Source organism: Priestia sp. TRM10 (assembly GCF_057808375.1).
In genome coordinates, this window is the sequence record NZ_JBJZOT010000002.1 from 375,795 (window position 1) to 400,386 (window position 24,592).

Genomic DNA, 24,592 nt, shown 5'->3' on the forward strand with positions numbered 1-24,592 from the left:
TAATATTAAGTAATAAAATCTAGTCCTATTATAGGGGGAATTAAAACATGAAATCGACCGCAAAAATCACAGCCATTGGGCACTATTTACCACAACGTATTTTATCAAATGAAGATTTAGAAAAAATGATGGACACAAGTGATGAATGGATTGTTCAGCGAACAGGGATGAAAGAAAGACATATTGCAGGAGAAGAAGAATTCTCTTCTGATTTAGCAATTAAGGCCATTGAAAATTTGATGGATCAATATGATAAAACAGTGGAAGATGTAGATTTGATTATCGTTGCGACCACAACTGCAGACTATGCTTTTCCGAGTGTAGCATGCCGCATTCAACACTATTTTGATATTAAAGAGACCGGTGCTTTTGATTTGAACGCGACGTGTGCTGGTTTTACTTATGGACTTCATCTTGCCAACAGTCTTATCACATCAGGACTTCATAAAAAGATACTTGTTGTGGCTTCTGAAACGCTGTCTAAAGTAACGAACTATGAAGATCGTTCAACAGCTGTTTTATTCGGTGATGGGGCAGCAGCTTTCCTTGTGGAATATAATGAAGAAAACCCAAGCTTTATCAGTGTACATATGGGCACAAGAGGAGAAGGAGGCATACATCTTTATCGTAAAACATTAGCTGATAAAATTGATGGAGCTTCCCTTGATCCAAGCGGAAAAATGGTCCAAAACGGTCGAGAAGTGTACAAATGGGCTACACGTACAGTGCCAAAAGGAATGGAAACGTTACTAGAAAAAGGGGAAATGACAAAACAAGACTTAGACTGGTTTATTCCGCATAGTGCCAATCTGCGAATGATTGAGTCTATCTGTGAGAAAGCGGACTTTCCTGTTGAAAAAACGCTAACAAGTGTAGAGACATGTGGAAATACCTCATCTGTTTCTATTCCACTTGCCATTCATCTTGGTGTTCAAGAAGGAAAAGTGAAAAAAGGAGATCATATGCTTCTGTATGGATTCGGAGGAGGATTAACAAATCTCGGTCTTTTGATTCAATGGGGCATTTAAACATTATTCTGTTTTTTAAAGGCTTGTTGTTTATAAGATATAGGGATTTCCTTCCTTTTTTATGCTAATATTCAAAAGGTGGATCTTTTGACCAAATGAGCAGAGTGCTTAAAAGGATGATAGCTAAAGGGGGGAATGTAAAATGAAACAAAATGCATGTACCAAAGAAGCGATTAAAAGATGGGAGGCATTTGCAGATACCTATTCAAAAAATCATACGGAACAAGGAGACCTTCATAAAGAGGTCTTTTTAAACCCAACTTTATTTTCACTTATGGGGAATGTGAAAAACAAAAAAGTTTTAGATGCAGGGTGTGGAGAAGGGTATTTAAGCAGAATTTTATCCAAGTCTGGTGCCACTGTAACAGCAGTAGATTATACTCCACGAATGATAGAAATTGCGAAAGAAAGAACGCCACATGATTTGGTAATTGATTATAAACTAGGTAATTGCGAAGACTTAAATACTCTAGGAGATAAAAGTTTCAATTTAATAGTGTCCAATATGGTTATTCAAGACCTTGCGAATTATGAAAAAGCATTTCAAGAAATGTATCGGTTATTAATAGATGGAGGCCATTTTATTTTTTCGATATTACATCCTTGTTTCGTTACTCCTGAATGTGGTTGGGAAAAAACAGAAAGCGGAGAAAAGTTGCATTGGAACGTAGATCAATACTTTTATGAAGGTGTGTATGAACAAGGGTTAGGGGATAAAGAAAAAATGCTGTTCTTTCATAGAACATTGACAAGTTATATCAATACTTTAATCAAAACGGGTTTTGTTTTAGAAAGTATTGTAGAACCTATCCCGTCAAAAGAAATGCTAAAAAAATACCCTTCATTTGAAGAAGATTTTAGATGTGCTGACTTTATAGTGTTTAAATTAAAAAAGTAAACCAATGACCCTATAAATCGTTCCACGAGCGGGTCACTTTAGCTCAATCACGATTGTAGCCATTTTCTTGTTGGATATGGCTTTTTTATATTTCTCGTAAGAACTTCACCGTTATAAAAAAGGAGTCGAAATAGACTCCTTTTTAATGACTTTTTCGTTGAACCATCCATAACATCATAAATGAAATGATGATAATCGTTCCTACCCAACACCAGGCAAGCGTCATGTTACCAGAATCTAACGCAACATAAATAGCCGTGGGAATCGTTTGTGTCACTCCCGGAATATTCCCTGCAAACATAAGGGTTGCTCCAAACTCTCCAAGAGCCCGGCAAAAACTTAAAATCCCTCCGGAAATCAATGCGTTTTTAGCAAGAGGAAGGGTAATATAGAGAAAGACTTTCCACTCCGATGCTCCGTCCATGCGAGCTGCTTCCTCAATAGAAGCCTCAATACTTGCAAACCCAACTTTTGCAGACTGATACATAAGAGGAAAAGCGACAACGGCAGAAGCGATAACAGCTGCCCATGGAGTAAAAATTAACGATTGACCAAACAATGACTGAATGGCTTCTCCTATGAAACTATGCTTACCAAAGATGATGATTAAAAGAAATCCAACAACGGTTGGAGGCAAAACAAGGGGAAGCATTAAGACTGTTTCCACAAGTGCTTTTCCACGAAAGGACCTTCGTGCAAGTCCTCGCCCTGCAAGTACTCCGGCCACTAATACAACGATCCATGCAACAATGGCTATTTCTAGAGAAAGAGAAATAGGGGTCCAAAATTCAGAGAATGTAAGGTTACTTAGCCGTGAATCCATATTCTTTTAACACATTCATAGCTTCTTTCCCTTGAAGATAGTCATAAAAATCATGAGCTTCCTTCTCGTGATTGGAATCCTTAATGACTCCAAGGGGATAAACGATTGGATCATGGGACGTTTCTTTCGCTGTATCGATAATTTTTACTTTATCAGATACAAGAGCATCTGTTTTATAAACAATTCCTGCTTCAACATTTCCTGTTTCTACATAGGAAAGCACTTGGCGCACATCTTTTGCGTAAACGACTTTTGATTCAACATCTTTCCATAGTGATAACTTTTCAAGTGTTTGCTTTCCATATTCTCCAGCTGGCACCGTTTCAGGCGTTCCGAGCGCAATCTTTTCTATCTTTTGGTTATGTAAGTCTTCAAAACTAGTAAGAGAGGAACTCTTTGGTGCAATAAGAACAAGACTGTTTTGGATAAGGTCTGTACCATCTTCTTTATTAATCTCTCCTTCTTTCACAAGTTCATCAAATTTGTCTTCTGCTGCTGAGAAAAAGAGATCAACAGGGGCCCCTTGAGAAATTTGTTGCTGCAGCGTTCCAGAGCCGCCAAAGTTAAATTTAAGATCAACATGAGGATGTTCTTTTTCATATTTTTTCTCAATCTCCCCTAGGGCGTCTTTTAAGCTTGCTGCCGCTGATACGGTTAGCGTTATATCTTCTTGCTTATTTTCACTGTCTCCGGATGCTTTTTGTTCTGAATTCCCACACGCACTCATGAGGAGTGTGCCGCATAATACAACAGATAGGGCCATTGCCTTCTTTTTCATTTCATCTGTCCCCTTTGTTTTATTGTTAGTTATAATTAGTTATAACTAATTATAACTGATTATAATATATAAAGGTCTTTGCATTCATCCTTTTTTTACAAGAAAGAGAAGATTATACTATAGAAGAGGTGATATGATGAGCACGACTTCTTACACAATCGAAGAACTCGCATCGATTTTAAAAGTGTCAAAGTTGACCGTTTATGACTTAATAAAAAAAGGAACTCTTCCGGCTTACCGTGTTGGACGACAAATGCGCGTAGACGAAGAAGATTTAACAGACTATAAAAACCAAACCAAAAATGTTGTTACATCTCAAAAGCAAGAGGAAAAACAAAAGACACGCCCTGTTGTCATTAGTGGACAAGACGTTTCACTTGATCTGTTAAGTAAAAATTTAGAAGGGGAACTAAGTCAAACACCGCTTCGTCTTTATAATGGCAGTTTAAACAGTTTAATAGATTTATATCATGGAAAATGTGATATTGTGAGTCTTCATTTATATGATGGGGAAAGCGATACATATAATCTTCCATATGTGAAGCGTCTTCTTGTTAGTGATGCTTATGTTGTAATTCATCTTGTGAAACGAACAGCAGGATTGTATGTGCAAAAAGGCAATCCTCATCATATCCAATGTTTCAAAGATATAGCTGAAAAAGATATTAAGATGGTAAACCGAGAACGAGGGGCAGGGGCACGTGTCCTATTAGACGAAAAGTTAAAACAACTAGGGCTTTCAGCGTCTCACATTAGTGGGTATCATAACATTGTTACTACTCATCTTGCCGCGGCCTCCGCTGTCTCAAGCGGAAAAGCAGATGTTGGAATTGGGATTGAAAATGTGGCACGAATGAGTGATGTCGAGTTTATTCCCCTAATTGAGGAACAATATGACTTAGTGTTGTTAAAAAATGAGCGAACCGAAGAGATCATTGCGTCTATTAAAAAAGTACTCTCTTCAGAATCCTTTCAACAGCAGCTTCTTTCTCTTAATGGATATAAGACAGATCAGACAGGGGAAGTCTTGTATGAATCAATATTGTAAAATTTTCACATGTGACAACCTCTCCTTTACATATCGTGTAAAGAGACGAGGTGAGGAAGATGCGAGCGAAGGCGAATCAGATTGTGATTTATACGATAGAAGCTTCTACAATTAAAAAGATTGTTGTGGTAGATCTTTTCTTTGGTACAGGGATTTACTATGCGGCGAAAATTATTTCTGCAAGCGTTATGATTGGGATGATTAGTAGTATAGCGGGAACAGAAGGGGTCAAAAGATTTCAAAAAAGAAAAAATAGAGAGAGAACATTAGTCAAATAAAAAACCAAGACGGGAATCTTCCCGTCTTGGTTTTCGTTTTAAATAACTTCATCAATCACCCCATAGGTTTTCGCTTCTTCTGCGCTTAGGAAGTAATCACGGTCCGTATCTTGCACAACTTTATCATAAGGCTGTCCTGTGCGGTCTGCAATAATACGATTAATGTGTTCTTTTAGTTTGAGGATCCGCTTTGCTGAAATCTCAATTTCAGTGGCTTGACCGCGTGCCCCTCCAAGCGGCTGATGAAGCATTATTTCACTATTTGGCAGAGCAAATCGTTTTCCTTTCGCTCCTCCGAGTAGTAACAGAGCTCCAAACGAAGCGGCCATTCCTGTACAAATGGTACGAACATCTGGTTGAATATGCTGCATTGTATCAAAAATGGCAAATCCCGCTGAGACCGATCCACCTGGACTGTTAATATAAAGAGAAATATCTTTTTCGGCATCATCCGCTGTTAAAAAGAGCAGTTGTGCCACAATGCTGTTAGCCATTGAATCATTAATTTCGTTGCTCACCATAATAATGCGATCTTTTAAAAGACGTGAATAAATGTCATATGAACGTTCACCAGATGCTGATTGTTCAATTACATATGGAATATGATTCATGCTTAACCCTCCTTTTTCTTATGACGCGATGTTGAGAGAACTGTAAGAGCGGAATACCATATGAGCCATTGGTTCGAATGCCTTTTTTTGTTTTAGGAAAGAAAGTAAAGGTGCAGGATCTTCCCCTTGAATACTCTTTGAAATAGCATCTACAAGTTCTTGATTGTTGATTTTTTCTTCTTCGTTTTCTCTGCGAAGTTTTGTTCGTGCCCGTTTTAAAAGGGCTTTAACCCCAGGTTCTGTCATGTCAAGAATGGAGGAGATCTCACTGATTTTATATTGAAAAGCTTCTTTTAAAGTGAGTATTACTGCTTGTTTCGGCGTGAGTGAATGTAAAAGAGCCTCAACTTCTTCCTGCCGGCTTTCTTTCGTTAAGGTATGGTGATCTGTTTCACCAACTGTTTCTCGACTTCTTTTACGCTTTTCATCTATCCATTTATGATAGGCTATTTTCTTTAATAAAGCAGGGGTAAGAGACCCGTAATTTTGCATCGCTTTTAACATCGTTTCTTGTGCTAAATCTTCTCCATCCCATTTATCTCCTGAAAGGAAACAACAGTAAGGAAGAAGGCCTTTATAAAGCTTTTGGACCTCAATTTCTTCCTCGTTTCTTTTGTTTGGCTCTAACATGGATTTTAATCCTCCTTTTAAGTTCTCTCTCTTTTAAAACGAATGAAACGGTGAAAAAGATATGGGGACTTCATTTATATATAAAATCATTTTGTTCTTTATCTTATCAAAAACAGGGAATTTGAGGTATAATGAAGAAGGTACAAAGGTGACAATCCTTCATTATAGTAGATTTTTGTCATCTTTAAGCGTATAATACATATCGATTTAAAGTTGAAAGCGAGTGTTCATAATGGGACGTAAATGGAACAATATTAAAGAAAAGAAAGCATCAAAAGACGCGAAAACAAGTCGAGTTTATGCTAAATTTGGTCGCGAAATCTACGTGGCAGCGAAAAGCGGAGAGCCTGATCCAGAGGCAAACCAAACGCTAAAATTTGTGCTTGAGCGCGCTAAAACATATAATGTGCCAAAAGCGATTATTGATCGTGCAATCGAAAAAGCAAAAGGCGGCGGTGAAGAAAACTATGACCAACTTCGCTATGAAGGCTTTGGTGTAAACGGATCAATGGTGATCGTTGATGCGTTAACAAACAACGTCAATCGTACTGCTTCTGACGTACGCGCGGCATTCGGGAAAAACGGGGGAAACATGGGTGTGAGCGGTTCTGTTGCTTACATGTTTGACCCAACAGGCGTAATTGGTCTTGAAGGCAAAAATGAAGAAGAAGTGCTTGAAATTTTAATGGAAGCAGATGTTGACGCACGCGACATTCTAGAAGAAGACGAAGCCGTGATCATTTATACAGAACCAGATGAGTTTCAAGCTGCTCAAGAAGCTCTTCGCACTGCAGGCGTAGAAGACTTTACAGTGGCAGAGCTTACAATGCTTCCTCAAACTGAAGTGACTCTTTCTGAAGAAGACCAAGCTTTATTTGAAAAAATGGTGGATGCACTAGAAGATTTAGAAGACGTACAACAAGTGTATCACAATGTGGATCTAGGTGAATAATCTAGGATAAGTTATGGGACTAAGCCTCACTTCTTGTATGAGAAATGCACTTATACAAGAAGTGAGGCTTTTATTTCGAGAAGATGGATAAGTTCATACAAAAATCTTCATTCCTTCCTGTTATCATAAATCATTTGTCATTGAATATATTGCGTTTAGAGTGATCCTCTTGTCCTTTTGCAAAAGAATTCATGTGGTAGGAGTATTGGTTTGACTCTTGTAAGTGTTATTCATTTACTTAACAATATTCTCTAAAGCAAGGAGAAGAACATGAAAAAACTCATTAGTATGAAGATGGCAAGTTATATCATTCTTGCCATTAATACAATGGCTCTATTCATGCATGGGCTCATATTACTAAACATTTTGCCATATGGCTTTGTATGGGGAGGACGATTAAAGAGACAGGAAGACGTTATCCTCTTCGAAATGATATCCATTCTAATCCAAATCGTATTTATTTCAATTGTTGCGGTAAAAGCAGGGTATATTTTAAAAGGAAAATTTAAAAGAACGTCAAACATCGGTATATGGGCTATATTTGCAGTGATGATTCTGAACTCCCTAGGCAATTTAGCTTCACACTCTTTCTTAGAAACAGTAGTCATGACCCCGATTACTATTTTACTTGCTCTTTTAGTATTCAGATTGGCAATTGAAAAGTAATCGTATATAAAGTCTTGAAAATCTAACAAAAAACCCATATCTTATAGAAAAGCAAGAGGAGAACAAAATGAGTGATGTATATAAAAATTATCAAGCTTTAACATTCGACAAAGTAGAAGGCATCCATTATCAAGTGCGATATCAAGATCACCAATCATTTCTTTGTCTTTCCGCTCCTCATGGAGGTGGAATTGAAGCAGGCACAACGGAGTTGGTTGAAGCCATTTCCATGAGTCGACCCGCGTGGTCTTGGTATGTTTTTGAAGGATTACAGTCTTCAGGGAATCGTGATTTACATATTACCTCAACCAACTTTGACGAACCTCGCCAACTTCGTCTGTTAGAAAACGTTCACTGGCATATTACGTTTCATGGCATGTGTGGGACAAAGGCTGAAACGTATATTGGAGGACGGGATGTGGAGTTAAAAGAAGCGATTCGACAGAAGCTTACGGAAAAAGGTTTTATCGTAAAAGACGCAAGAAAAGGATTTGCAGGAATGGAAGCCCGGAATATTACAAATGCAACCGTACAGGGCAAGGGCGTGCAGCTCGAACTGACCGCAGAGCAAAGAAAACAATTTTTCCAGCATCACAATTGGGCAAAATCAAACCGGCGACATCCTTCGAACTGGACAAAGTCTTTGCACAATTACAAAAAGGCGCTGATTGAAGCGATTGAGGAACATATGAGTTGAAGACCTTCTTAGTGAATAAGGAGGTCTTTTTACCATTTTGCACCTGATCTAGCATAGCTCACCTATAGTTTTGTGTTTTTTTTTAGCTTTTCATAGTTTTTGTCGTTCTTTCGCTTTTTTTCGAAAAGACTCCTTGACAAAAATTACATAAAAGGGATAAAATGATAAAAATTAAAAACTGAGCGTTGATGAGAAGAGTACGTAGAAAATGAAAAGCACAGAGAGCCCTGAATTGCTGAGAAAGGGTGTTTTCAATTCTACCGAAGCAAGCCTCTGAGCTTCACAGGGGAACCTTTTCGTGAGGGGATATTGTGACAGGAGCTCCTGTTATTGAGCTAGGGTATACTTGTACCTGATGAGGCTTTCTATGGCAACATAGAAGGCGAACTGGGGTGGCACCGCGAAAACATCTCGCCCCCAAGATGAAGAATCTTGGGGGTGGGATGTTTTTTTGTTGTGTAAGTTGTGTAAATAGAGGGGAGGAGCCTAGGATGAAAAAAGAATGGAGCACGCTGAATCTTTTACTTGTTAACCTTGGCATTACAGGAGTAGGAAGCTGGGTTTATTTTATAGCCTTAAATCTTATCGTACTTAAACAAACAAACTCTGCTTTTGCCGTTACCGTGCTGTATCTTTTAAAAGCAAGTGCCGCTCTTTTGGCGAATATTGGGGCTGGAAGCCTTGTGGATCGTGCTCGCACAAAGCAGCTTATGATTGTTCTTCAACTTATTCAAGCAGGACTCATGGTGCTTCTTCCTTTATTAGATACCTTGCTTATCCTTTATGTTTTTGTATTTTTCATTAATATCGCAAGCGCTATGTATCATCCTACGGTACTGTCGTATACAACAAAGCTGGTCGCTATAGAGCATCGTAAAACATTTAATTCGTATAAAAGCTTGCTTGACTCCGGAGCATTTATCACAGGGCCTGCGCTTGCTGGTTTATTTATGATGAAAGAGGCGGGAGATCTCGCTATTTATTTAAACGGAGCGGCTCTTTTACTGGCAGCTTTGCTCACCTTATTATTACCAGACCTAGAAGAAGAGAGAGAAAAACAAGATTCTTTATCATTTGCCATGTTAAAAAAAGATGTGGTTCTTGTTGGTCGATTTTCATCTACATTCCCGTATGTCGCGCTTATTTCGCTTCTTTTTCATTTGATGACGGTTTTCATGACTGCTACAGATTCACTAGAAGCTGCCTTTGCTACAACGGTTATTAAGCTAACAGAAGGAGAATATGGAGTGATTGTAAGTGGGGCAGGTGGAGGAATTTTAGTTGGGTCTTTCGTTAATGCATGGCTTATTCATCAACTTTCTCTCTTACGATTAATGAATGTAGGAGCCATCATTACTTCGCTTGGCTATTTACTTTTTGCCTTTTCGAACACGTTTGTTCCTGCTTTTATTGGATGTTTTACCCTTTCTTTTGCCCTTGCATTTTTGAATACTGGATTTTTAACCTTTTATCAAAACAACGTTCCTGTTCATTTGATTGGACGAATAAGCAGTATGCTTACTTTCATTGAATCACTGCTTGTTCTTTTCTTTACCATTTGTTTCGGATGGTTAGCCGAAATGTTCTCTATTCGGATGATGGTGGTCATTGGAGCATGTAGCATGGCGCTTCTCGCTATCGTTTTTGGAGGGGTGAATTTTCAAACGGTTCGTGCTCATTTCTACTCAGATAGGGAGCGTAAAGAAAAAAATTCCGCTTCAAAACCGCTCTAATTCTCCTAATATCTGATACTATAGAAAGGAACTGCTTTTTAAAATCGAACGATTGGAGTTTTTTTATGCTAGACCGTCTAAATTACTATATTGGAAAGTGGATGCCATTAATCACACCGCTCAGCGTTGCTTTGGGAGTGTTAGCTTACACAAACTTACACTCACTTTCTTTTCTAGTGCCGTGGCTTTTCGCTTTCATGACGTTTGTGGGGAGTTTAAAATCAAACTTTAAATCTCTCCAAAATACAGTACTACATCCGTTTCCGCTTCTTTTAACGCTCGTTGTTCTTCATCTCATTACCCCTCTTTGGGCATTTGCAATTGGTCATTTATTTTTTCCAAATGATCCGTTTACAGTCACAGGAATGACGCTCGCTCTTGTTGTTCCAACGGGGATTACAAGCATGATTTGGGTGTCCATGTATAAAGGGAATATTCCGCTGACGCTGTCGATTATTTTAATTGATACCCTGCTTTCTCCTTTTATTGTTCCGTTCAGCATGTCTATGTTAGCAGGGGAAACGGTTGAGATGCAAACGGTCGAAATGATGAAAGGTTTATTTTTTATGGTGGTGCTCCCATCCCTTCTAGCAATGCTTGTGAACCAATTTAGTGCTCGAGCACGCATTGAGAAAATGAGTCGGATGCTATCTCCGTTTTCCAAGCTCACGCTACCTGCTGTTATTATGATTAATAGCTCTGCGATTGCGCCACACTTGCGCCATATTGATGCAAAGCTTTTAGGAATTTTAGGGACGATTTTATTTATCGTTCTAGCGGGATATCTCTTTTCTTGGGGATTAGCCGCTTTATTCAAGCAAACGCGTGAAAATGTAGTGGCCATTATCTATACAGGAGGCATGCGTAACATTAGCGCTGGTACGGTCATTGCGGTTACCTTTTTCCCAGCGCAAGTGGCTGTTCCCGTCGTGTTCTGTATGTTGTTTCAACAAGTGCTCGCTGCTTTCCACGGCTATCTTTTGACAGCCTTTTACAACCGACGCACAATCCTTGCTAAAAAAGTAAATCAATAAACTAAAAAAGGGGCCTTGTTCCAGAACAAGGCCCCTTTTTTAGTTTAAGTAGTTCGAATAACGTGGAGGAACAATAAAAAATCGAGTACAAAACGCAGAGGTTTTATACTTGACTTTTTATTGTTAGATTAAGATTTGTTAAGTTTTAATCATTAAAATAGCAGCTCAATCAGCATCACTATCGGCATTCATAAATGTAAGATGCGATTTTGGATATCATGTGAGGTTTTAAAAACAGGCATTAGAAGGAGTAGGAAAACTCATCTTAAAATAGATGTAAAAATGTGCGGGATTATAGAATAAATGAAAAGAGGGATAAATGATGAGTAAGTATGAATGGAGAAAACAATTGAAGGAACTCTATTTACCCAAAAAACAACCTACTAAAATTGAAGTTCCAGAAATGAAATTTTTCACAATAGAAGGTAGTGGAAATCCAAACAGTGAACGATTTAAAGATAATATTGAAATCCTTTACGCTTTGTCATATGCCATAAGAATGATGCCTAAAAAAGGAATAACTCCAGAAGGTTATTTTGAATACGCAGTTTTCCCCTTAGAAGGACATTGGGATTTAGATGAAGAAGGGAGGAAATTAGACTATTTAAATAAGGACCATTTCGTATACAAGTTAATGATAAGGCAACCTGATTTTGTGACAGAACATTTATTTCAATATGCAGTAAATCGTGTCAAACAAAAAAAGACAAATCTTAATTTCGATAATGTACAATTTGAATTAATAACAGAAGGGCTATGTGTCCAATCAATGCACGTTGGAAGTTATGAAGATGAACCAAAAACATTTGAAGTTTCTGTATTCCGCTATCGGGTGTTTAAACGGGAAAAGATAGCAATAAAATCAGAAACGCTCAGAGCATAAAAAAACTGAGCGTTTCTGTGTGCTACTATGTGATTTCACCTGACAATTACAGGTTTGTGGAGTATGATATGTGAGATTTTCTCCACCATAAGGGAACTACTTATTTTTCGTTCTCTTCTCTATTTCACATCTTGATCTTCCATATTCATTTCAACGCTTTCTACTTTATCATCCTTTTTGACTTCTAAACGAACCACTTTATCTTTTAAATCTTGATTGCTGTCATCATCATGTTCAAAATCAGCTGTTTTTTCATATGTTTTTTCACCGCTTTTTACTTTAACAGTAAGACTTTTGTCATCTTCTTTCACAAATGTTCCAATAACGTTATATTCGCCGTTCTTCTCTTTATCGTACACTCCGTTGTCATCTGCTTTTGCTTGTGGCATAAGCTCTAAACTTTCGGCTTCCTCACCTTTGGCATTTACTTCTACTTTCACAAGTTTCCCTTTCACTTCTGTGTTGGCCGGTTCATCCGTTTTAAAAGAAGCGGCTTTCTTTACGGTCACTTTTTCATTATCAATCATCATTACAAGCTCGTTGTCTTTTTCACTTTCTAACGTTCCGACAAGATCAAAATCATCTTCCGTGCCATCATCTTGCTCGTTGTCATCACGAGCGTACTGTTTTAAATCATTTGACGTATCGGCTTCGTTTGTAGCCGCGTTGTTATTTGTTTCAGAAGTTGAATTGGTATCGCTTCCATTTTGAGCTGCATTTTCTTCATTAGTGCCGCATCCTGCAAGTGTACCGATCGTTAACATCCCAATAAGAGGGAAGGTAAGAAACGTTTTTTTCATCTTCCATACTCTCCTTTATCTGTTTTTCATCTTTATAGCCGTTTTCTTTCATTTTTAAACAAAAAAAGAGAGAAGAAATCTTCTTCTCTCTTAGTTCGCCGACGCATCTACTTTTTCGGCTTGAAAATAATAGTCACTAAATACATCTGTTAACGCAGAAACGGTATTTGCTAGTTCATCCATGTTGTTGTCAACGCCGCCAACTTCAATTAAAATCGCCCGAGGGGAAATATCCTGATTGTAGACGCCATTTCCGCTTGCGCCTGTTTTCCCGATAACTCCTCGACTTAGACCAGGATATTTCTTTTCAAGAGCATGGTGAAGATCTTGGGCAAATTTGACGTTTTGTTCATAGTTTGGCTGTTCTTTTCCAATCACAAACGCGACTTTTGCGTAGCCTTTTTCTTTAATTTTAATGGTTGTATGATCGCCTCTTAGTGAATCACGATGAAGATCAATAAAATAAGAGAGATCATCACTTTGACTTTTTGCCGCTTCTACGACTTCACGCGAAGCTCGGTAGGCTTGAACCGTTCCCCATCCTTTTGTATTCAGCTTTTGAGTCATATTGGTTGTATCCACAATCGAGCCGATGTTGTTTTTTTCTAAACTGTTGCCAAGCATTTTTCCAACAAGCGTAATGTTTGTTCGATTGTCTACCGCTTTATCAGCATCAGGATCATCCGTTAACCCAAGAATCGGAAGGTAAGATTCCCAGCTGTGCGTATGATAAATATACACCTTTTTCACTTTAATACCCCCATTCGGCGGTTGCTGAGGCTCTTCTGGCTGCTCTGGTTCTTCTGCTCCTGAATTGTTATTTTGGTCTTTTTCTAAAATGGTATCGAGCGATGGAGAAGACTCTACAGGCGTATTCGTATAGTTTGTCCCTTGTCCAGGTGTGATAATTTCAGAATGATAGGAAAAGAAACCAGGTAAACTATCGCCAAGAAGGGTTATTGCGCTGTTTAATTTAATATTTGTTGTCGCCTGCAATCCAAGAGAAGAAAGAGATAAAGGCTCACGCTTCTCAGAAGCAAAGGCAGGCGTTTCGGTTTCAAGCATGGTTAAAAAAATGCTGTCTGAACTATTATTTAACGTATGGCTAATATAAGAAGGAAATCTGAGCTGAAGTTTAAAAGTAGTTGTCGTAAGGGCCGTGACCAAAAACGTAAACACAATGACAATTGCAATGAGCGCTGATAGAGGAAGAAAGGAAATCTTTCCATGCTCGTATTTCCATTTTTTCATAGTTTAATCCCTCATTTAAAATTGAAGTATAATAGTATCTATGCAAAAAAATAGTAGGTTATGATAGAATATACGAATTTTACTAGAGTTAAGGAAAAAACTTTAGTTTACCATAACTAAATTCATGTAAACTAGACCGATGGGAACATTATACATATTTTACTTAGGGAATGGACATGCTAATGAAAGCTCATAAAAGGGAGGAAAATACCTATGTTTCATGAGGGAAAAATACCTGAGTTTTCAACATCGTATTGGCGAGAATCAACAGATGTTCCTTCGTTTTCACCGTTAAAGGAAAACATTGATGTAGACGTAGCCGTAATTGGAGGGGGAATTGCTGGGGTCACAACGGCTTATCTGCTTACGCTTGAAGGCAAAAGCGTGGCGCTTTTAGAAGCAGACAAGCTTTTTGACGGCACAACAAGTCACACCACAGCGAAAATGACCACTCAGCACGGATTGATTTATGACAAGATTATTGGATATGTAGGTGAAGCAGAAGCGGCTCTTTATTACGAAGGAAATAATGAAGCGCTTAAGTTTTTACAACATACAATTACATCTCAAAATATCTCATGTGATTATACAGTTGAGGATGCTTACGTATATGCGACAACAGATACATATGTCAAAAAAGTCGAAAAAGAATATGAGGCGTATAAAAAGCTTGGAATTGAAGGAGAGCAGCTCACTTCGCTTCCGCTTGATCTAAGTGAAAAAGCGGCGGTAATGATTCCAGGTCAAGGGCAGTTTCATCCCTTAAAGTATCTTGTTCACCTTGTGAAAGAGATGACAGCGAAAGGAGCTCAAATTTTTGAAACAACCCAAGCTATCGATATTAAAGAAGGCAAAACGCAAACGGTTGTTACAAAAGAAGGGCATCGTGTGAATTGTAAAGATGTGGCCTGCTGTACTCATTTTCCCTTCTATGATGGAAAAGGCTTTTACTTTTCACGTATGTACGCGTCACGCTCTTACGTTCTCGGGATTACAAGTGAGAAAGCATATCCAGGAGGCATGTATTTAAGTGCTGAGCCTTCGTCTGATTCCCTTCGTTATACAACAGTAGATAATCAGAAACTGCTCCTTGTCGGCGGGCAAGAGCATACAACAGGACGAAGTGAGGAAACGATTAAGCATTATGAAGCGATCTATTCATTTGCTCATCATTCCGTTGGTGTAAAAGAATGCTTGTACAGATGGTCAGCTCAAGATTTGATCTCGCTTGATGAAACGCCTTATATTGGACGCATTTCAGAAAATTCTCCGCATGTTTACGTTGCTACAGGATTCCGTAAATGGGGGATGACCCATGGTACGCTTTCAGGGATGATGATTCGCGATGCCATTCTAGAGAAAGAAAAGCGCTATGCTTCCTTCTTCACACCATCTCGGTTCCGCCCAAATCCGAGTGTGAAAAATTTTGTCACGCAAAACATGGAGGTTGCAGCAGAGCTTACAAAAGGAAAGCTCGATTTCACAAGAGGAAATGCCTATAATTTGAAAAAAGATGAAGGGGCCGTTGTGAGTGTGGACGGAAAACGAGCGGGAGCTTACCGGGACAGAGAAGGCTGTCTTCATCTTGTGGATACAACGTGTACGCATATGGGTTGTGAAGTGGAATGGAACAGTGGTGAACGAACATGGGACTGCCCTTGTCATGGTTCGCGTTTTTCATATGACGGTGAAGTTGTCGAAGGACCTGCTCAAAAGCCGCTTGCTTCATTAGAAGATGAGAATATTGAGAAATAAAAAAAAGCTTCTCTAACTACGTTAGGGAAGCTTTTTTGCAGTGTAAAAAAGTCACGTATTTCAAACAAAAAGTAAAAAATAATTTACTTTTTGTTTGAAATATTTTACTATGTAAGAGTGAGGTGGAAAATATATGAAAAAAGATGAAGGGGTCTTACATAATAAGCTTCATGTGTTACGAGCAGAGCGAAAATGGACGCAAAAAGAAGTCGCTGAAAGAGTTCAGGTTAGTCGGCAAACGATCGTGTCCATTGAAGCGAATAAGTATAATCCCTCGTTAATTCTCTCTTTTAAATTAGCACAGCTTTTTAACGTAAGGATTGAAGACATTTTTCAATACCAGGAAAGGATGAGTGAAAATGAGTAACTTTTCAGATTTAATAATGATGCAGCTCCCTTTGTTACTAGCTATTTCGGTTTTAATTCCAGGTGTGTACCTTTCTTTTTTCTCCAAACAGCAAAATGATGAACGAGGAAATAAAATTGTAACGGTTTCTTTTCGTTATACCTACTTGTTTGTGATGACAGGCATTTTATGTTTGTTTTTATGTCAGCGACTTTTTCAACTTTCTTTCGAAGAATTTAAAAATTACTTATTTGTGTTAGTTGTATTAGCTAACTTTTGTTTAGGAAGTTCTGTTTTTGTTCTTAACCGAAAATATTAATCAAAGCCGTTAGCATCCTGCTAGCGGCTTTTGTATGATGGCGTTTGTTCGCAAAATGCGCGCGCCATCGCCTCGTATCCTTTGTCATTTGGATGAACGCCGTCTCGGGATAGCCATTCTTTTTCTCTTCCTTTAAAAAGAGAATACAAGTCGACAATATGAAGGTGTGGATAATGATTGAGCTTTTTAATGGAAGCATTCACTTTTTGAATCCAAGCGTACGCTTCTTGGCTCTCTGGAAACGGATTATAGAGAGTGGCAACGAGAATAAAATAAGGCGTGCAGCTTTTTTTCTTGAGCGTTAAAAGAGATTGGATAAATCCATTAAAATCGCGCTGAGCTTCTTTTAATTGATCCTGAAGTGAAGATACACTTTTTCCTTTCATCACTTTTTCATAAGCATCAATCAAATTGTTTCCACCTGCTGTAATGGTGATGACTTCCGCGTCCGCTAGGTTTTGGAGGGAACGGGGATGAGAAGAGAGTGTAGCAATTTCTTCGACCGTCAATCCGCTTCTTGCAATGGTGTAAAGCTCTACCCGTTCTTCCCATACACACTCTATTTTCCTTCGGTAACGCTGGGGGAATGTGGGAGAAAACAAGGAAGTGCCAACACCTGCTGTTAAAGAATCGCCTAGGGCCACATACGAAATTTTTTCGTTCTTAAAGGGAAACATATTTTCCTTCCTTTCCTCTTTCCTACACTATTTTATTATTGATGTATTCTGCTCAGAGGAGAATGGCTTGTGTGTTACATGAAAATGGGCTAGAAAACGAGATTTTATAAAAATCTGAAAATTCAATCACACCTCTCTCTGTTGCATCCAGGTGAATAAGGATGCGAGAGATGAAAGATAACTGCAAAACTAGAAATCTCCTAATTTTTGAGAAATAATCTTCCTTTCTTGCCTTTTTTTGCACGATCTAGTATCCTATTGCGTGTAAGATATATTACACGCAATAATATGAAAGAAAATGTAAGGAGTTTTGAAGAATGAAAGAGACGAAGATTGACACTCTGTATGAAGAAGAATTAGATGTGTTTGATTTATATATGGAAGACTTAGGGTACTCTTTTTCGACCCTTCGTCACTATGGACATGACGTGCGCCTTTATTTACACTATATAGTGGACAAACACGAGGGAAAGAAAGAAATTGAAGATACGTCCAAGCGAGATGTGAGCGGGTTTTTACGCATGCTGAGAAAACGCAGTAACACATCGATTCGTCAAGATCATTCCTCCGCAAGCCGAAACCGAAGGCTGATGGCACTTCGATTGTTTTATAAAGCGATGATCAAACATGATCTAACAGATGAAAATCCAGCCTTAGAGATTGAAACCGCTAAATCGAAAAAAACGCACATTCCATCTTATTTAAATGAAGAAGAATTACGCGCGTTTTTTGAGAGTGTGCCACATGATGCGTTTTACCGCCGGAATAGGCTGATTTTAAAACTCATGGCCTTTGCTGGGCTTCGTGTCATTGAAGTGCATCATTTAAACGTCACAGATATTGATCGTTCTCGTCCTGGAATTACAGTGTTTGGAAAGGGAAGCAAATCACGCTATATTCCACTTCCGTCCTTTTTATACGACGAGTTAAGAGTCTATGAAAAAGAGCGAGGAACGCCACACGCGGAACATGAGGACGCCTTCTTTTTAACGCGGCACGGCAAACGCATCTCACGCCGAATGATTCAGCATGTGACAACAAAAACGCTTGAGAACTTAAAAGAAAAAAAGGGATTTGAATATCTTGCAACTAAATCTCTTTCCAGTCATAAACTTCGTCATTCGTTTGGCACGTATTTAGTCAAAAACGGAGCGGATTTGCGCACAGTGCAAGAACTGCTTGGACATGAAAACATTAGTACAACCCAAGTGTATACTCATATTTCAAATGAACAAAAAGAAAAGGCTATGGAATTGTTTCATAACAAGAACTGGCAATAACGAAAGGAAGACAATGAATGTTACATGAATTCACAGTACATATCCCTTATAAAAAAGCAGAAGAAATGGTCGAGAACTTAAATCTAGTTGGCCTTTATAATACGTACTACGAGGCACCCATTGAAGTGGAAACAACATCAAACGGGTATGATTATGAAGAAAAAGAAGACGAAACAATCCCTTTTCAGGTCTACATTGGGGAGGAGGAAATCGATGTTAAAGCAGTCTTACACGAGCAGTTCTCTTTTCCGGAAGAGGAGATTCACTACCGCTTTCTAACAGAAGAAGACTTACTTGGGCAAGCGCCATCATTTGAAGACATTGATCTTGAAAACGGATGGGTGATTGCGTTTCCAGATTTCAAAACTTCTTATGAAGGTAAACGTCGTCTTTTATTAGATCCTCAAGGGGGTTTCGGGACAGGACTTCACGGAACAACTCAAGACTGCGTTCGATTTATCGTTTCACAGAATCTGAACGGACAGAGCGTATTAGATCTTGGGACAGGGTCTGGCATTTTAAGCATCGCCGCTTCCCTTGTTGGCGCCAGAATGGTAGAAGCGGTCGATATTGAACCTGTTGAACGTGAAGTGCTCTATAATGCAGGGTTAAACGAGGTATCGAATATTACCGTTCATCAGCTGGATATCATGCATACAGAGGGAGTGATCACAGCTCAATATGACTGGATCTTTGTCAATATCGGTGGAGATGAAGCCGTTACGATTATAAACGCGCAGCAGCTTCTTTCTAAAACATCCCATATCCTCATCTCTGGCATGGTAGACTGGAACACCCTTGTTGTGGAAGAGCTTTTACACGACCATGGATTTCAACCGATTCATCGTGTTCAAACAGAAGAATGGGTCACAATGGCTTTTCAAAAGATGAAATAACCAACATACATCCTTCACCATACGAATAAAGTAAAAGAGGTGTACAAGTTCTATTGAAGGAGGAACCGTGTGGTGAGTTTATGGATTAGTTCATTTCTGTTAGGATTGTCTCTTGCCGCTCCTGTGGGACCCATTACAGCCGCACAGCTTGATAAAGGGATGAGGTACGGGTTTATGCATGCGTGGGTGTTTGGACTTGGTTCTTTTGTAGCCGACGTCATCTATATGATGCTCATCTTTTTTGGAGTTGTGCATTTTTTAGAAGCTCCGCTCGTCAAAACGTTCCTATGGTGTTTCGGCTTTTTTGTGCTTCTTTATACAGGGATTGAAATTTTGTGGAACGCGCGCTCAACGGATCTTTCAACGCGTTCTCGTCAAGATAAAACGCTCTGGAGTTCCTCGTTTTCAGGCTTCTTAATGTCGCTGTCTAATCCATTAACACTTCTGTTTTGGATTGGGATTTACGGCTCGGTTTTGGCTCAAACGGCGGATCAGTATGGGACAAGTCAAATGTTGTTAAGTAGCCTTGCGATGTTTGCGGGGATTATGCTATGGGATATAGGAATGGCTTTTATGGGAAGTAGCGCTCGTCGGTTTTTAACACCCGGCTTGTTCTTTATAATTTCATGCTGCTCTGCGCTTTTTATGATCGGATTTGCGTGTTACTTCGGGTTAAAAGCATTTGATACGTTGTTTTAAATCGTGGACAGTCACCCTTTCCTCTTTCGGGTAATAAATTGTACCAGAGGAGGAATCAAGAATGACAACCCTATATACAAAAGAAATACTAGAAGAAAATCCAACCTTATTAGAACCTTGGGAGCGGAAGGTGTTTACTCATTTTAGCGAAAAACTCTCTGACAAAAAAGCACCTTTCCCTTGTATTCCAGCTACGCAAGGATTTTCATTAAACCAGTTACGGTATGGATTTTTACGTGATATTCGGACAAAAGAATCAGCTCAAGATTTAAAAGAGCTATTATCCCGCTATACAACGATTTCTCGTTCAACAGGGAAATACGCTTCTTTAATTATATTTGCCGAAACTCCAGAAGAAGTAGTTGAAGAGTATGAAGTTGAAGACTACTACCAATGGTTTTGGAATACGTTAAATACGCTTGCTCGGGAAGACGAAAAAGAGTGGCCAACACACATTCCAAAAGATGCAAACGATTCAGCATGGGAGTTTTGTTTTCACGGTGAGCGGTATTTTATGTATTGCGCAACTCCAGCCCACAAAAGACGCCAAAGTCGTTCCTTTCCGTGTGTAATGTTGGCTATTACACCAAGATGGGTATTAGAGACGTTTAATGCGTCAAAGCAAAAAAGTCAACGTGTACAAGAATCCATCAGAAAGCGCATTGTTGTCTATGATAGCATTGGACCTCACCTAGATTTGAACGTGTACGGTACAGAAAATAACTATGAGTGGAAGCAGTATTTCCTTACAGATGATGAAACGTCTCATACAAAATGTCCGTTCGAACATCTCTGGAAAGAAAAACACGTTAAATAGCATGAAAAAGAGCCGAAAAAGGAGAGGAAATCTCTTTTTTTCGACTCTTTTTAATTTGTTTTACTCAATATGCGTCTCATCTGCTCTGAGGACAGACGGAAGGAGACCAGGAAAAAGGGCTTCTAAATCTTCCATTCGAAGAGAATAGAAATGTTGCGTTCCTTCAATACGAACTTTAATCACACCCGCTTCCCTTAGCACTTTAAAATGGTGGGAAAGCGTGGATTTTGCGACGTTTAAATGTAAATAAGGGCTGCAATATTGCTCTGTTGTTTCTGAAAGTCCTTTCACAATCTTCAAACGAAGCGGATCGCTCAGCGCATGTAAAACAGACGGTAATTTAATATCTTGTCTTGATGGTTGATATGGTGTTCTCATAATTTTACTGTATCATACTTACTGAGCTAGAGCTACTTCTTCCTCTTCTCAACATGTCCCAAGTCAAAATGATTGCAGTCTTAATTCCTTTATGATAAAGTTTCATTGTTCGATGCTTATAGAACAAATAACAAACAAACGTGTAATCTCATCTCTCTTTGGGAAAAAGAAGAGGAGAAGAATAGCTTTAAAATTCGATGAAAGTCGAACAAACTAAAGGAGGATATCTTATATGATCGGAATCGAAGCAAAAATGGTAGTAAGAGAAGACAAGCGCGAAGAGTTTTTACAAGAAGCAAAAGCGTTAATTGCAGGAACACGCAATGAAGAAGGAAACATCAGCTATACGCTATTTGAAAGCACAGAAAACAAAAATGAATTTTTAATGCTAGAAGAATGGAAAGACGAAGAAGCTGTAGCTTCTCATAATGGAGCCCCTCATTTTGTAGCATTTGTAGGCAAAGCAAAAGAACTTCTTGCAGGTCCTTTACAAGCTAAAAAATTCGAAAAGAATGCCTAATGTTTCAAAAGAAAGGGAGATGATCATTATGAATTCGGTACTTGAAACCTTAAACGATCATCGTTCTATTCGTCAGTATACGAATGAACCGGTGTCAGAAGAGCAACTCACAGCGATCATTGATGCTGTACAAGCTGCGCCATCTTCTATTAATGGGCAACAAGTTACAGTGATTACAGTGCAAAATCCTGAAACAAAGAAAAAAGTAGCAGAGCTTACAGGAGGTCAAATGTGGATTGAGCAAGCTCCTGTATTCCTTTTATTTTGCGCAGATTTTAACCGTGCAAAAATCGCAACAGAGCTAACAGGCACAGAGCTAGAAGTAACAGACGGAGCAGAAGCGGTGCTTGTTGGCGCGACAGATGTAGGCATTGCCGTTGGAACGGCAACAGCAGCGGCTGAGTCCATGGGGCTTGGTACAGTGCCAATCGGGGCAGTTCGCGGCCGTGCGGATGAGATGATTGAGCTGTTTGATATTCCAAAATACGTATTCCCTGTATGTGGTCTTGTAGTTGGTCATCCCGCAGACCGCTCAGCGAAAAAACCGCGCTTCCCGCAAAAAGCAGTGCGTCATGCTGAAAAATACAACAATAATCTTAAAGGATTCGTTCAACAATACGATGAACAAATCTCAGCTTATATGACAAAGCGTACAAATGGAAAAGAAACGCGTACATGGTCAGAAACCATTGCTTCTCTTTATACGCGCGTTTACTATCCACATATTAAAGAAATGCTAAACAAACAGGGCTTCGGCTTAAAAAAATAGATTCAAAAAAACGAGGGGACAGCATCTGTCTCCTCGTTTTTTTATGATTTGTCCCACCTTATAAGCTTAATGATAATAAAAACCGCTTGCAAAATGGCTAAAAACACCGCGATACAAAGAACAGCAATCAGCCCCATTATGAGGTTTGCACTTAATAAATTTGGAAAAAATACGTTTATGAAAAAGACTACAACGCTTGCTGAGATTAATGCAAGGGTAATATAAGCAGAAATCCATTTATTCCACATAAACTCGCTCCTTTTTCTTCCTTTATTGTTGATATGTCCTGAGCCCCTCGTTTTTATGCATGCTAGGTTTTCCTTTTTGGGAGGCGGGGAATAATCCTTTATACGGAATGAAAAAGGAGAGATAGAATGAAAAAAATAGATGCAGTGATTATCGGTGGAGGCCCCTATGGATTAGGTCTTGGCGTTCTTGCTGAAGAAATAGAGAATTTAGAGGTACTTGTATTTGAGCGAGAAGATTCCCTTGAGTGGCATCCAGGGATGTTACTTGATGGTACAACGCTACAAGACGCTTTTTTAGCTGATTTAGTCACACTATTAAACCCAAAAAGTCCTTATACATACTTAAACTACCTTTATGAACACGATCGTCTTCATACCTTTTTCTTTTTTGAAGACTTTGAAGTGCCACGAAAAGAGTTTAGTTCATATTTGAAGTGGGCCGGAAGTCAGCTCCCAACGCTTCGTTTGCGTCATGAAGTCACAGATGTATTAGAAACAAGGGATGGATACATGGTGAAAGTGCAAAACCATGAAAATGGGGAAGATGAAACCTACGAAACACGCCACGTTGTACTTGGGACAGGTCATGAACCAAATGTTCCGGAATTTGTGCATTCTTTACCTTCATATGATATATTTCACACAAGCAGCTATCTGTATCGAAAAGATGAAATTAAAGAAGGGGAGACCGTCACAATTATCGGCTCAGGTCAAAGCGCGGCTGAAATTTATTACGACCTTCTACAGCGGAAGCGAGACGAATCGTTTACTTTAAATTGGTATACACGCTCTGGCGGTTTTTTTCAAATGGAATCTGCTAAAATGGCTCAGCAGCTATTTTCACCAGACTATATCCGCTATTTCCGAACACTTCCTGTCAACAAGCGAAAAGGAACATTAGATGACTTATCAAAGCTACGGCACGGGGTGAAAGGATCTTTGCTAGAGTCCATTTATAAAGAGCTTTATCATCAATCAATTGATGGAGAACCCCTTACTACAACGATTATGCAAACAACGTCTCTTGAAGATATCGAAGAAAAAGAAGAAGGCTACACGCTTACGCTTCATCATACAGAGAAAGACGAAACTTTTCAAATTCACTCTAATAAAGTTATTTTGGCTACAGGCTATAAACCACGGATTCCTGACTGGTTAGAACGATTTGAAAACAAAATTGTATGGGAAGATGAACACGTATTTAAAGTAGATGATCATTACCGAATTGTAAGAAAAGAAGAAAGCAAGGGACATCTTTACACGCTTACAAACTTAGAATACTCGCACGGCTCTGGAGCAACGAATTTAAGCTTATCTCCATACCGAAATGCGACTATTTTACACAATATGACGGGAAAGGAACATTTTCGCATTCCGAAAAACTCGGTATTTCAAACTTTTTTCCCAAAGGAAGAAGAGCTATAATATAAGAAAGCCACACAGAACAGGCTGTGTGGCTTTCTTATTCACCAATGAATTTAGGACTTGTGATGAGAGCGGTGTTCTTTTTCTTGTATTCCTGCTAGTTCGTTTCGAAATGGACGAAACGGGCGTTGTACAACATTTGAAGTTAAAAACCACAGCGTTGCCAAAAAACCAATTCCAATAAAAGCGATTCCCGCGAGAATTCCATAGAGCCATAGGGAATGATCGAACAGGAAAGAAAGAATCACTGACCCAACACCTCCTTCACTATTATTGTAAATGACAAATATTTCATCGACAAGTTAATCTTTTATTACATTTTATTTATTATATGAGGAAAATGTTTTTTTTAT

30 protein-coding genes and 1 other annotated feature are annotated in these 24,592 nt (G+C 38.9%); of the genes, 20 read left to right on the forward strand and 10 right to left on the reverse strand.

The window, feature by feature from the left end; translation table 11 throughout:
• Nucleotides 1-47: 47 nt before the first annotated feature.
• Both ACK3CR_RS01895 and ACK3CR_RS01900 read left to right on the forward strand, forming a co-directional pair.
• Nucleotides 48-1,028, forward strand: a complete 981-nt coding sequence (locus ACK3CR_RS01895; protein WP_488974644.1) for a ketoacyl-ACP synthase III — start codon at nt 48-50, stop codon at nt 1,026-1,028.
• 142 nt (nt 1,029-1,170) lie between these two features.
• Nucleotides 1,171-1,926, forward strand: a complete 756-nt coding sequence (locus ACK3CR_RS01900; RefSeq protein WP_480380632.1) for a class I SAM-dependent methyltransferase — start codon at nt 1,171-1,173, stop codon at nt 1,924-1,926.
• Between the two features lie 142 nt (nt 1,927-2,068).
• Here ACK3CR_RS01900 and modB read toward each other — a convergent pair whose 3' ends face one another.
• Entirely contained in the window at nt 2,069-2,749 is a 681-nt protein-coding gene (gene modB / locus ACK3CR_RS01905; RefSeq protein WP_480380631.1) for a molybdate ABC transporter permease subunit, read from the reverse strand.
• The gene (modA, locus tag ACK3CR_RS01910) at nt 2,730-3,527 is read right to left on the reverse strand and encodes a molybdate ABC transporter substrate-binding protein (protein WP_488974645.1); all 798 of its coding nucleotides are present in this window, start codon (nt 3,525-3,527) and stop codon (nt 2,730-2,732) included. Before modA ends, modB begins: the two co-directional genes overlap by 20 nt.
• A gap of 133 nt (nt 3,528-3,660) precedes the next feature.
• Here modA and ACK3CR_RS01915 point away from each other — a divergent pair, with 133 nt between their 5' ends.
• Nucleotides 3,661-4,575: a helix-turn-helix transcriptional regulator gene (locus ACK3CR_RS01915; RefSeq protein ID WP_243509491.1), complete on the forward strand. Its 915-nt coding sequence runs from the start codon at nt 3,661-3,663 to the stop codon at nt 4,573-4,575.
• A 59-nt stretch (nt 4,576-4,634) separates the two neighbouring features.
• On the forward strand, nt 4,635-4,853 hold the full coding sequence (locus ACK3CR_RS01920) for a hypothetical protein (RefSeq protein ID WP_328123653.1): 219 nt from the start codon (nt 4,635-4,637) through the stop codon (nt 4,851-4,853).
• Nucleotides 4,854-4,891: 38 nt separating this feature from the next.
• Here ACK3CR_RS01920 and clpP read toward each other — a convergent pair whose 3' ends face one another.
• Both clpP and ACK3CR_RS01930 read right to left on the reverse strand, forming a co-directional pair.
• Nucleotides 4,892-5,464 (reverse strand): ATP-dependent Clp endopeptidase proteolytic subunit ClpP, encoded by a 573-nt coding sequence (gene clpP / locus ACK3CR_RS01925; protein ID WP_328123654.1) that lies wholly within the window; start codon nt 5,462-5,464, stop codon nt 4,892-4,894.
• An 18-nt stretch (nt 5,465-5,482) separates the two neighbouring features.
• A complete protein-coding gene (locus ACK3CR_RS01930) occupies nt 5,483-6,094 on the reverse strand; it encodes a sigma factor-like helix-turn-helix DNA-binding protein (RefSeq protein ID WP_328123655.1) in 612 nt (203 codons plus the stop codon).
• Between the two features lie 232 nt (nt 6,095-6,326).
• Here ACK3CR_RS01930 and ACK3CR_RS01935 point away from each other — a divergent pair, with 232 nt between their 5' ends.
• The 6 genes from ACK3CR_RS01935 (at nt 6,327) to ACK3CR_RS01960 (ending at nt 12,059) form a co-directional block, all read left to right on the forward strand.
• Nucleotides 6,327-7,046, forward strand: a complete 720-nt coding sequence (locus ACK3CR_RS01935; protein WP_019394294.1) for a YebC/PmpR family DNA-binding transcriptional regulator — start codon at nt 6,327-6,329, stop codon at nt 7,044-7,046.
• A gap of 270 nt (nt 7,047-7,316) precedes the next feature.
• Nucleotides 7,317-7,712, forward strand: coding sequence for a hypothetical protein (locus tag ACK3CR_RS01940; RefSeq protein ID WP_488974646.1), 396 nt, complete (start codon nt 7,317-7,319; stop codon nt 7,710-7,712).
• Nucleotides 7,713-7,779: 67 nt separating this feature from the next.
• The gene (locus tag ACK3CR_RS01945; RefSeq protein ID WP_488974647.1) at nt 7,780-8,409 is read left to right on the forward strand and encodes a poly-gamma-glutamate hydrolase family protein; all 630 of its coding nucleotides are present in this window, start codon (nt 7,780-7,782) and stop codon (nt 8,407-8,409) included.
• 176 nt (nt 8,410-8,585) lie between these two features.
• Nucleotides 8,586-8,831: a binding site (T-box leader), on the forward strand.
• Nucleotides 8,832-8,900: 69 nt separating this feature from the next.
• Nucleotides 8,901-10,142, forward strand: a complete 1,242-nt coding sequence (locus ACK3CR_RS01950; protein WP_488974648.1) for an MFS transporter — start codon at nt 8,901-8,903, stop codon at nt 10,140-10,142.
• 65 nt (nt 10,143-10,207) lie between these two features.
• Nucleotides 10,208-11,176, forward strand: coding sequence for a bile acid:sodium symporter family protein (locus tag ACK3CR_RS01955; protein ID WP_488974649.1), 969 nt, complete (start codon nt 10,208-10,210; stop codon nt 11,174-11,176).
• Between the two features lie 319 nt (nt 11,177-11,495).
• Complete coding sequence (locus ACK3CR_RS01960; RefSeq protein WP_488974650.1) at nt 11,496-12,059, forward strand: GyrI-like domain-containing protein; 564 nt, start codon at nt 11,496-11,498, stop codon at nt 12,057-12,059.
• Between the two features lie 119 nt (nt 12,060-12,178).
• Here the strand turns inward: ACK3CR_RS01960 and ACK3CR_RS01965 are convergent, their stop codons facing one another.
• Nucleotides 12,179-12,859 carry a hypothetical protein gene (locus tag ACK3CR_RS01965; protein ID WP_488974651.1) on the reverse strand — a complete coding sequence of 227 codons (681 nt, stop codon included), beginning with the start codon at nt 12,857-12,859 and terminating at the stop codon, nt 12,179-12,181.
• 90 nt (nt 12,860-12,949) lie between these two features.
• The gene (spoIIP, locus tag ACK3CR_RS01970) at nt 12,950-14,110 is read right to left on the reverse strand and encodes a stage II sporulation protein P (protein WP_488974652.1); all 1,161 of its coding nucleotides are present in this window, start codon (nt 14,108-14,110) and stop codon (nt 12,950-12,952) included.
• Nucleotides 14,111-14,323: 213 nt separating this feature from the next.
• Between spoIIP and ACK3CR_RS01975 the strand changes: the two genes are divergently transcribed.
• The 3 genes from ACK3CR_RS01975 to ACK3CR_RS01985 all read left to right on the forward strand — a co-directional run bounded on the left by ACK3CR_RS01975 (nt 14,324) and on the right by ACK3CR_RS01985 (nt 16,530).
• Nucleotides 14,324-15,865 carry an FAD-dependent oxidoreductase gene (locus tag ACK3CR_RS01975; RefSeq protein ID WP_488974653.1) on the forward strand — a complete coding sequence of 514 codons (1,542 nt, stop codon included), beginning with the start codon at nt 14,324-14,326 and terminating at the stop codon, nt 15,863-15,865.
• 133 nt (nt 15,866-15,998) lie between these two features.
• Nucleotides 15,999-16,232, forward strand: coding sequence for a helix-turn-helix transcriptional regulator (locus ACK3CR_RS01980; RefSeq protein ID WP_243509455.1), 234 nt, complete (start codon nt 15,999-16,001; stop codon nt 16,230-16,232).
• Nucleotides 16,225-16,530, forward strand: a complete 306-nt coding sequence (locus ACK3CR_RS01985; protein ID WP_243509452.1) for a hypothetical protein — start codon at nt 16,225-16,227, stop codon at nt 16,528-16,530. Before ACK3CR_RS01980 ends, ACK3CR_RS01985 begins: the two co-directional genes overlap by 8 nt.
• 20 nt (nt 16,531-16,550) lie before the next feature.
• Here the strand turns inward: ACK3CR_RS01985 and ACK3CR_RS01990 are convergent, their stop codons facing one another.
• Nucleotides 16,551-17,207 carry a GDSL-type esterase/lipase family protein gene (locus ACK3CR_RS01990; RefSeq protein ID WP_488974654.1) on the reverse strand — a complete coding sequence of 219 codons (657 nt, stop codon included), beginning with the start codon at nt 17,205-17,207 and terminating at the stop codon, nt 16,551-16,553.
• Between the two features lie 317 nt (nt 17,208-17,524).
• On the opposite strand from ACK3CR_RS01990, the gene ACK3CR_RS01995 reads away from it, so the two are divergent.
• The 4 genes from ACK3CR_RS01995 (at nt 17,525) to ACK3CR_RS02010 (ending at nt 20,899) form a co-directional block, all read left to right on the forward strand.
• The gene (locus ACK3CR_RS01995) at nt 17,525-18,487 is read left to right on the forward strand and encodes a tyrosine-type recombinase/integrase (RefSeq protein ID WP_243509446.1); all 963 of its coding nucleotides are present in this window, start codon (nt 17,525-17,527) and stop codon (nt 18,485-18,487) included.
• Between the two features lie 17 nt (nt 18,488-18,504).
• Nucleotides 18,505-19,383: a 50S ribosomal protein L11 methyltransferase gene (locus ACK3CR_RS02000; protein ID WP_243509443.1), complete on the forward strand. Its 879-nt coding sequence runs from the start codon at nt 18,505-18,507 to the stop codon at nt 19,381-19,383.
• Nucleotides 19,384-19,455: 72 nt separating this feature from the next.
• The gene (locus ACK3CR_RS02005; protein ID WP_243520842.1) at nt 19,456-20,082 is read left to right on the forward strand and encodes a LysE family transporter; all 627 of its coding nucleotides are present in this window, start codon (nt 19,456-19,458) and stop codon (nt 20,080-20,082) included.
• Nucleotides 20,083-20,143: 61 nt separating this feature from the next.
• Nucleotides 20,144-20,899: a YqcI/YcgG family protein gene (locus ACK3CR_RS02010; RefSeq protein WP_328123664.1), complete on the forward strand. Its 756-nt coding sequence runs from the start codon at nt 20,144-20,146 to the stop codon at nt 20,897-20,899.
• A 60-nt stretch (nt 20,900-20,959) separates the two neighbouring features.
• On the opposite strand, the gene ACK3CR_RS02015 is transcribed toward ACK3CR_RS02010, so the two are convergent.
• Nucleotides 20,960-21,277, reverse strand: coding sequence for an ArsR/SmtB family transcription factor (locus ACK3CR_RS02015; RefSeq protein WP_328123665.1), 318 nt, complete (start codon nt 21,275-21,277; stop codon nt 20,960-20,962).
• Nucleotides 21,278-21,509: 232 nt separating this feature from the next.
• Here ACK3CR_RS02015 and ACK3CR_RS02020 point away from each other — a divergent pair, with 232 nt between their 5' ends.
• Entirely contained in the window at nt 21,510-21,797 is a 288-nt protein-coding gene (locus ACK3CR_RS02020; RefSeq protein WP_243509436.1) for a putative quinol monooxygenase, read from the forward strand.
• Between the two features lie 28 nt (nt 21,798-21,825).
• The gene (locus ACK3CR_RS02025) at nt 21,826-22,566 is read left to right on the forward strand and encodes an NADPH-dependent oxidoreductase (RefSeq protein WP_243509434.1); all 741 of its coding nucleotides are present in this window, start codon (nt 21,826-21,828) and stop codon (nt 22,564-22,566) included.
• A 41-nt stretch (nt 22,567-22,607) separates the two neighbouring features.
• Here the strand turns inward: ACK3CR_RS02025 and ACK3CR_RS02030 are convergent, their stop codons facing one another.
• Nucleotides 22,608-22,814, reverse strand: a complete 207-nt coding sequence (locus tag ACK3CR_RS02030; RefSeq protein ID WP_243509431.1) for a hypothetical protein — start codon at nt 22,812-22,814, stop codon at nt 22,608-22,610.
• Nucleotides 22,815-22,940: 126 nt separating this feature from the next.
• Between ACK3CR_RS02030 and ACK3CR_RS02035 the strand changes: the two genes are divergently transcribed.
• A complete protein-coding gene (locus ACK3CR_RS02035) occupies nt 22,941-24,239 on the forward strand; it encodes a lysine N(6)-hydroxylase/L-ornithine N(5)-oxygenase family protein (RefSeq protein ID WP_243509428.1) in 1,299 nt (432 codons plus the stop codon).
• A 53-nt stretch (nt 24,240-24,292) separates the two neighbouring features.
• Here ACK3CR_RS02035 and ACK3CR_RS02040 read toward each other — a convergent pair whose 3' ends face one another.
• Nucleotides 24,293-24,487, reverse strand: coding sequence for a hypothetical protein (locus ACK3CR_RS02040; protein WP_019394274.1), 195 nt, complete (start codon nt 24,485-24,487; stop codon nt 24,293-24,295).
• Between the last annotated feature and the right edge of the window lie 105 nt (nt 24,488-24,592).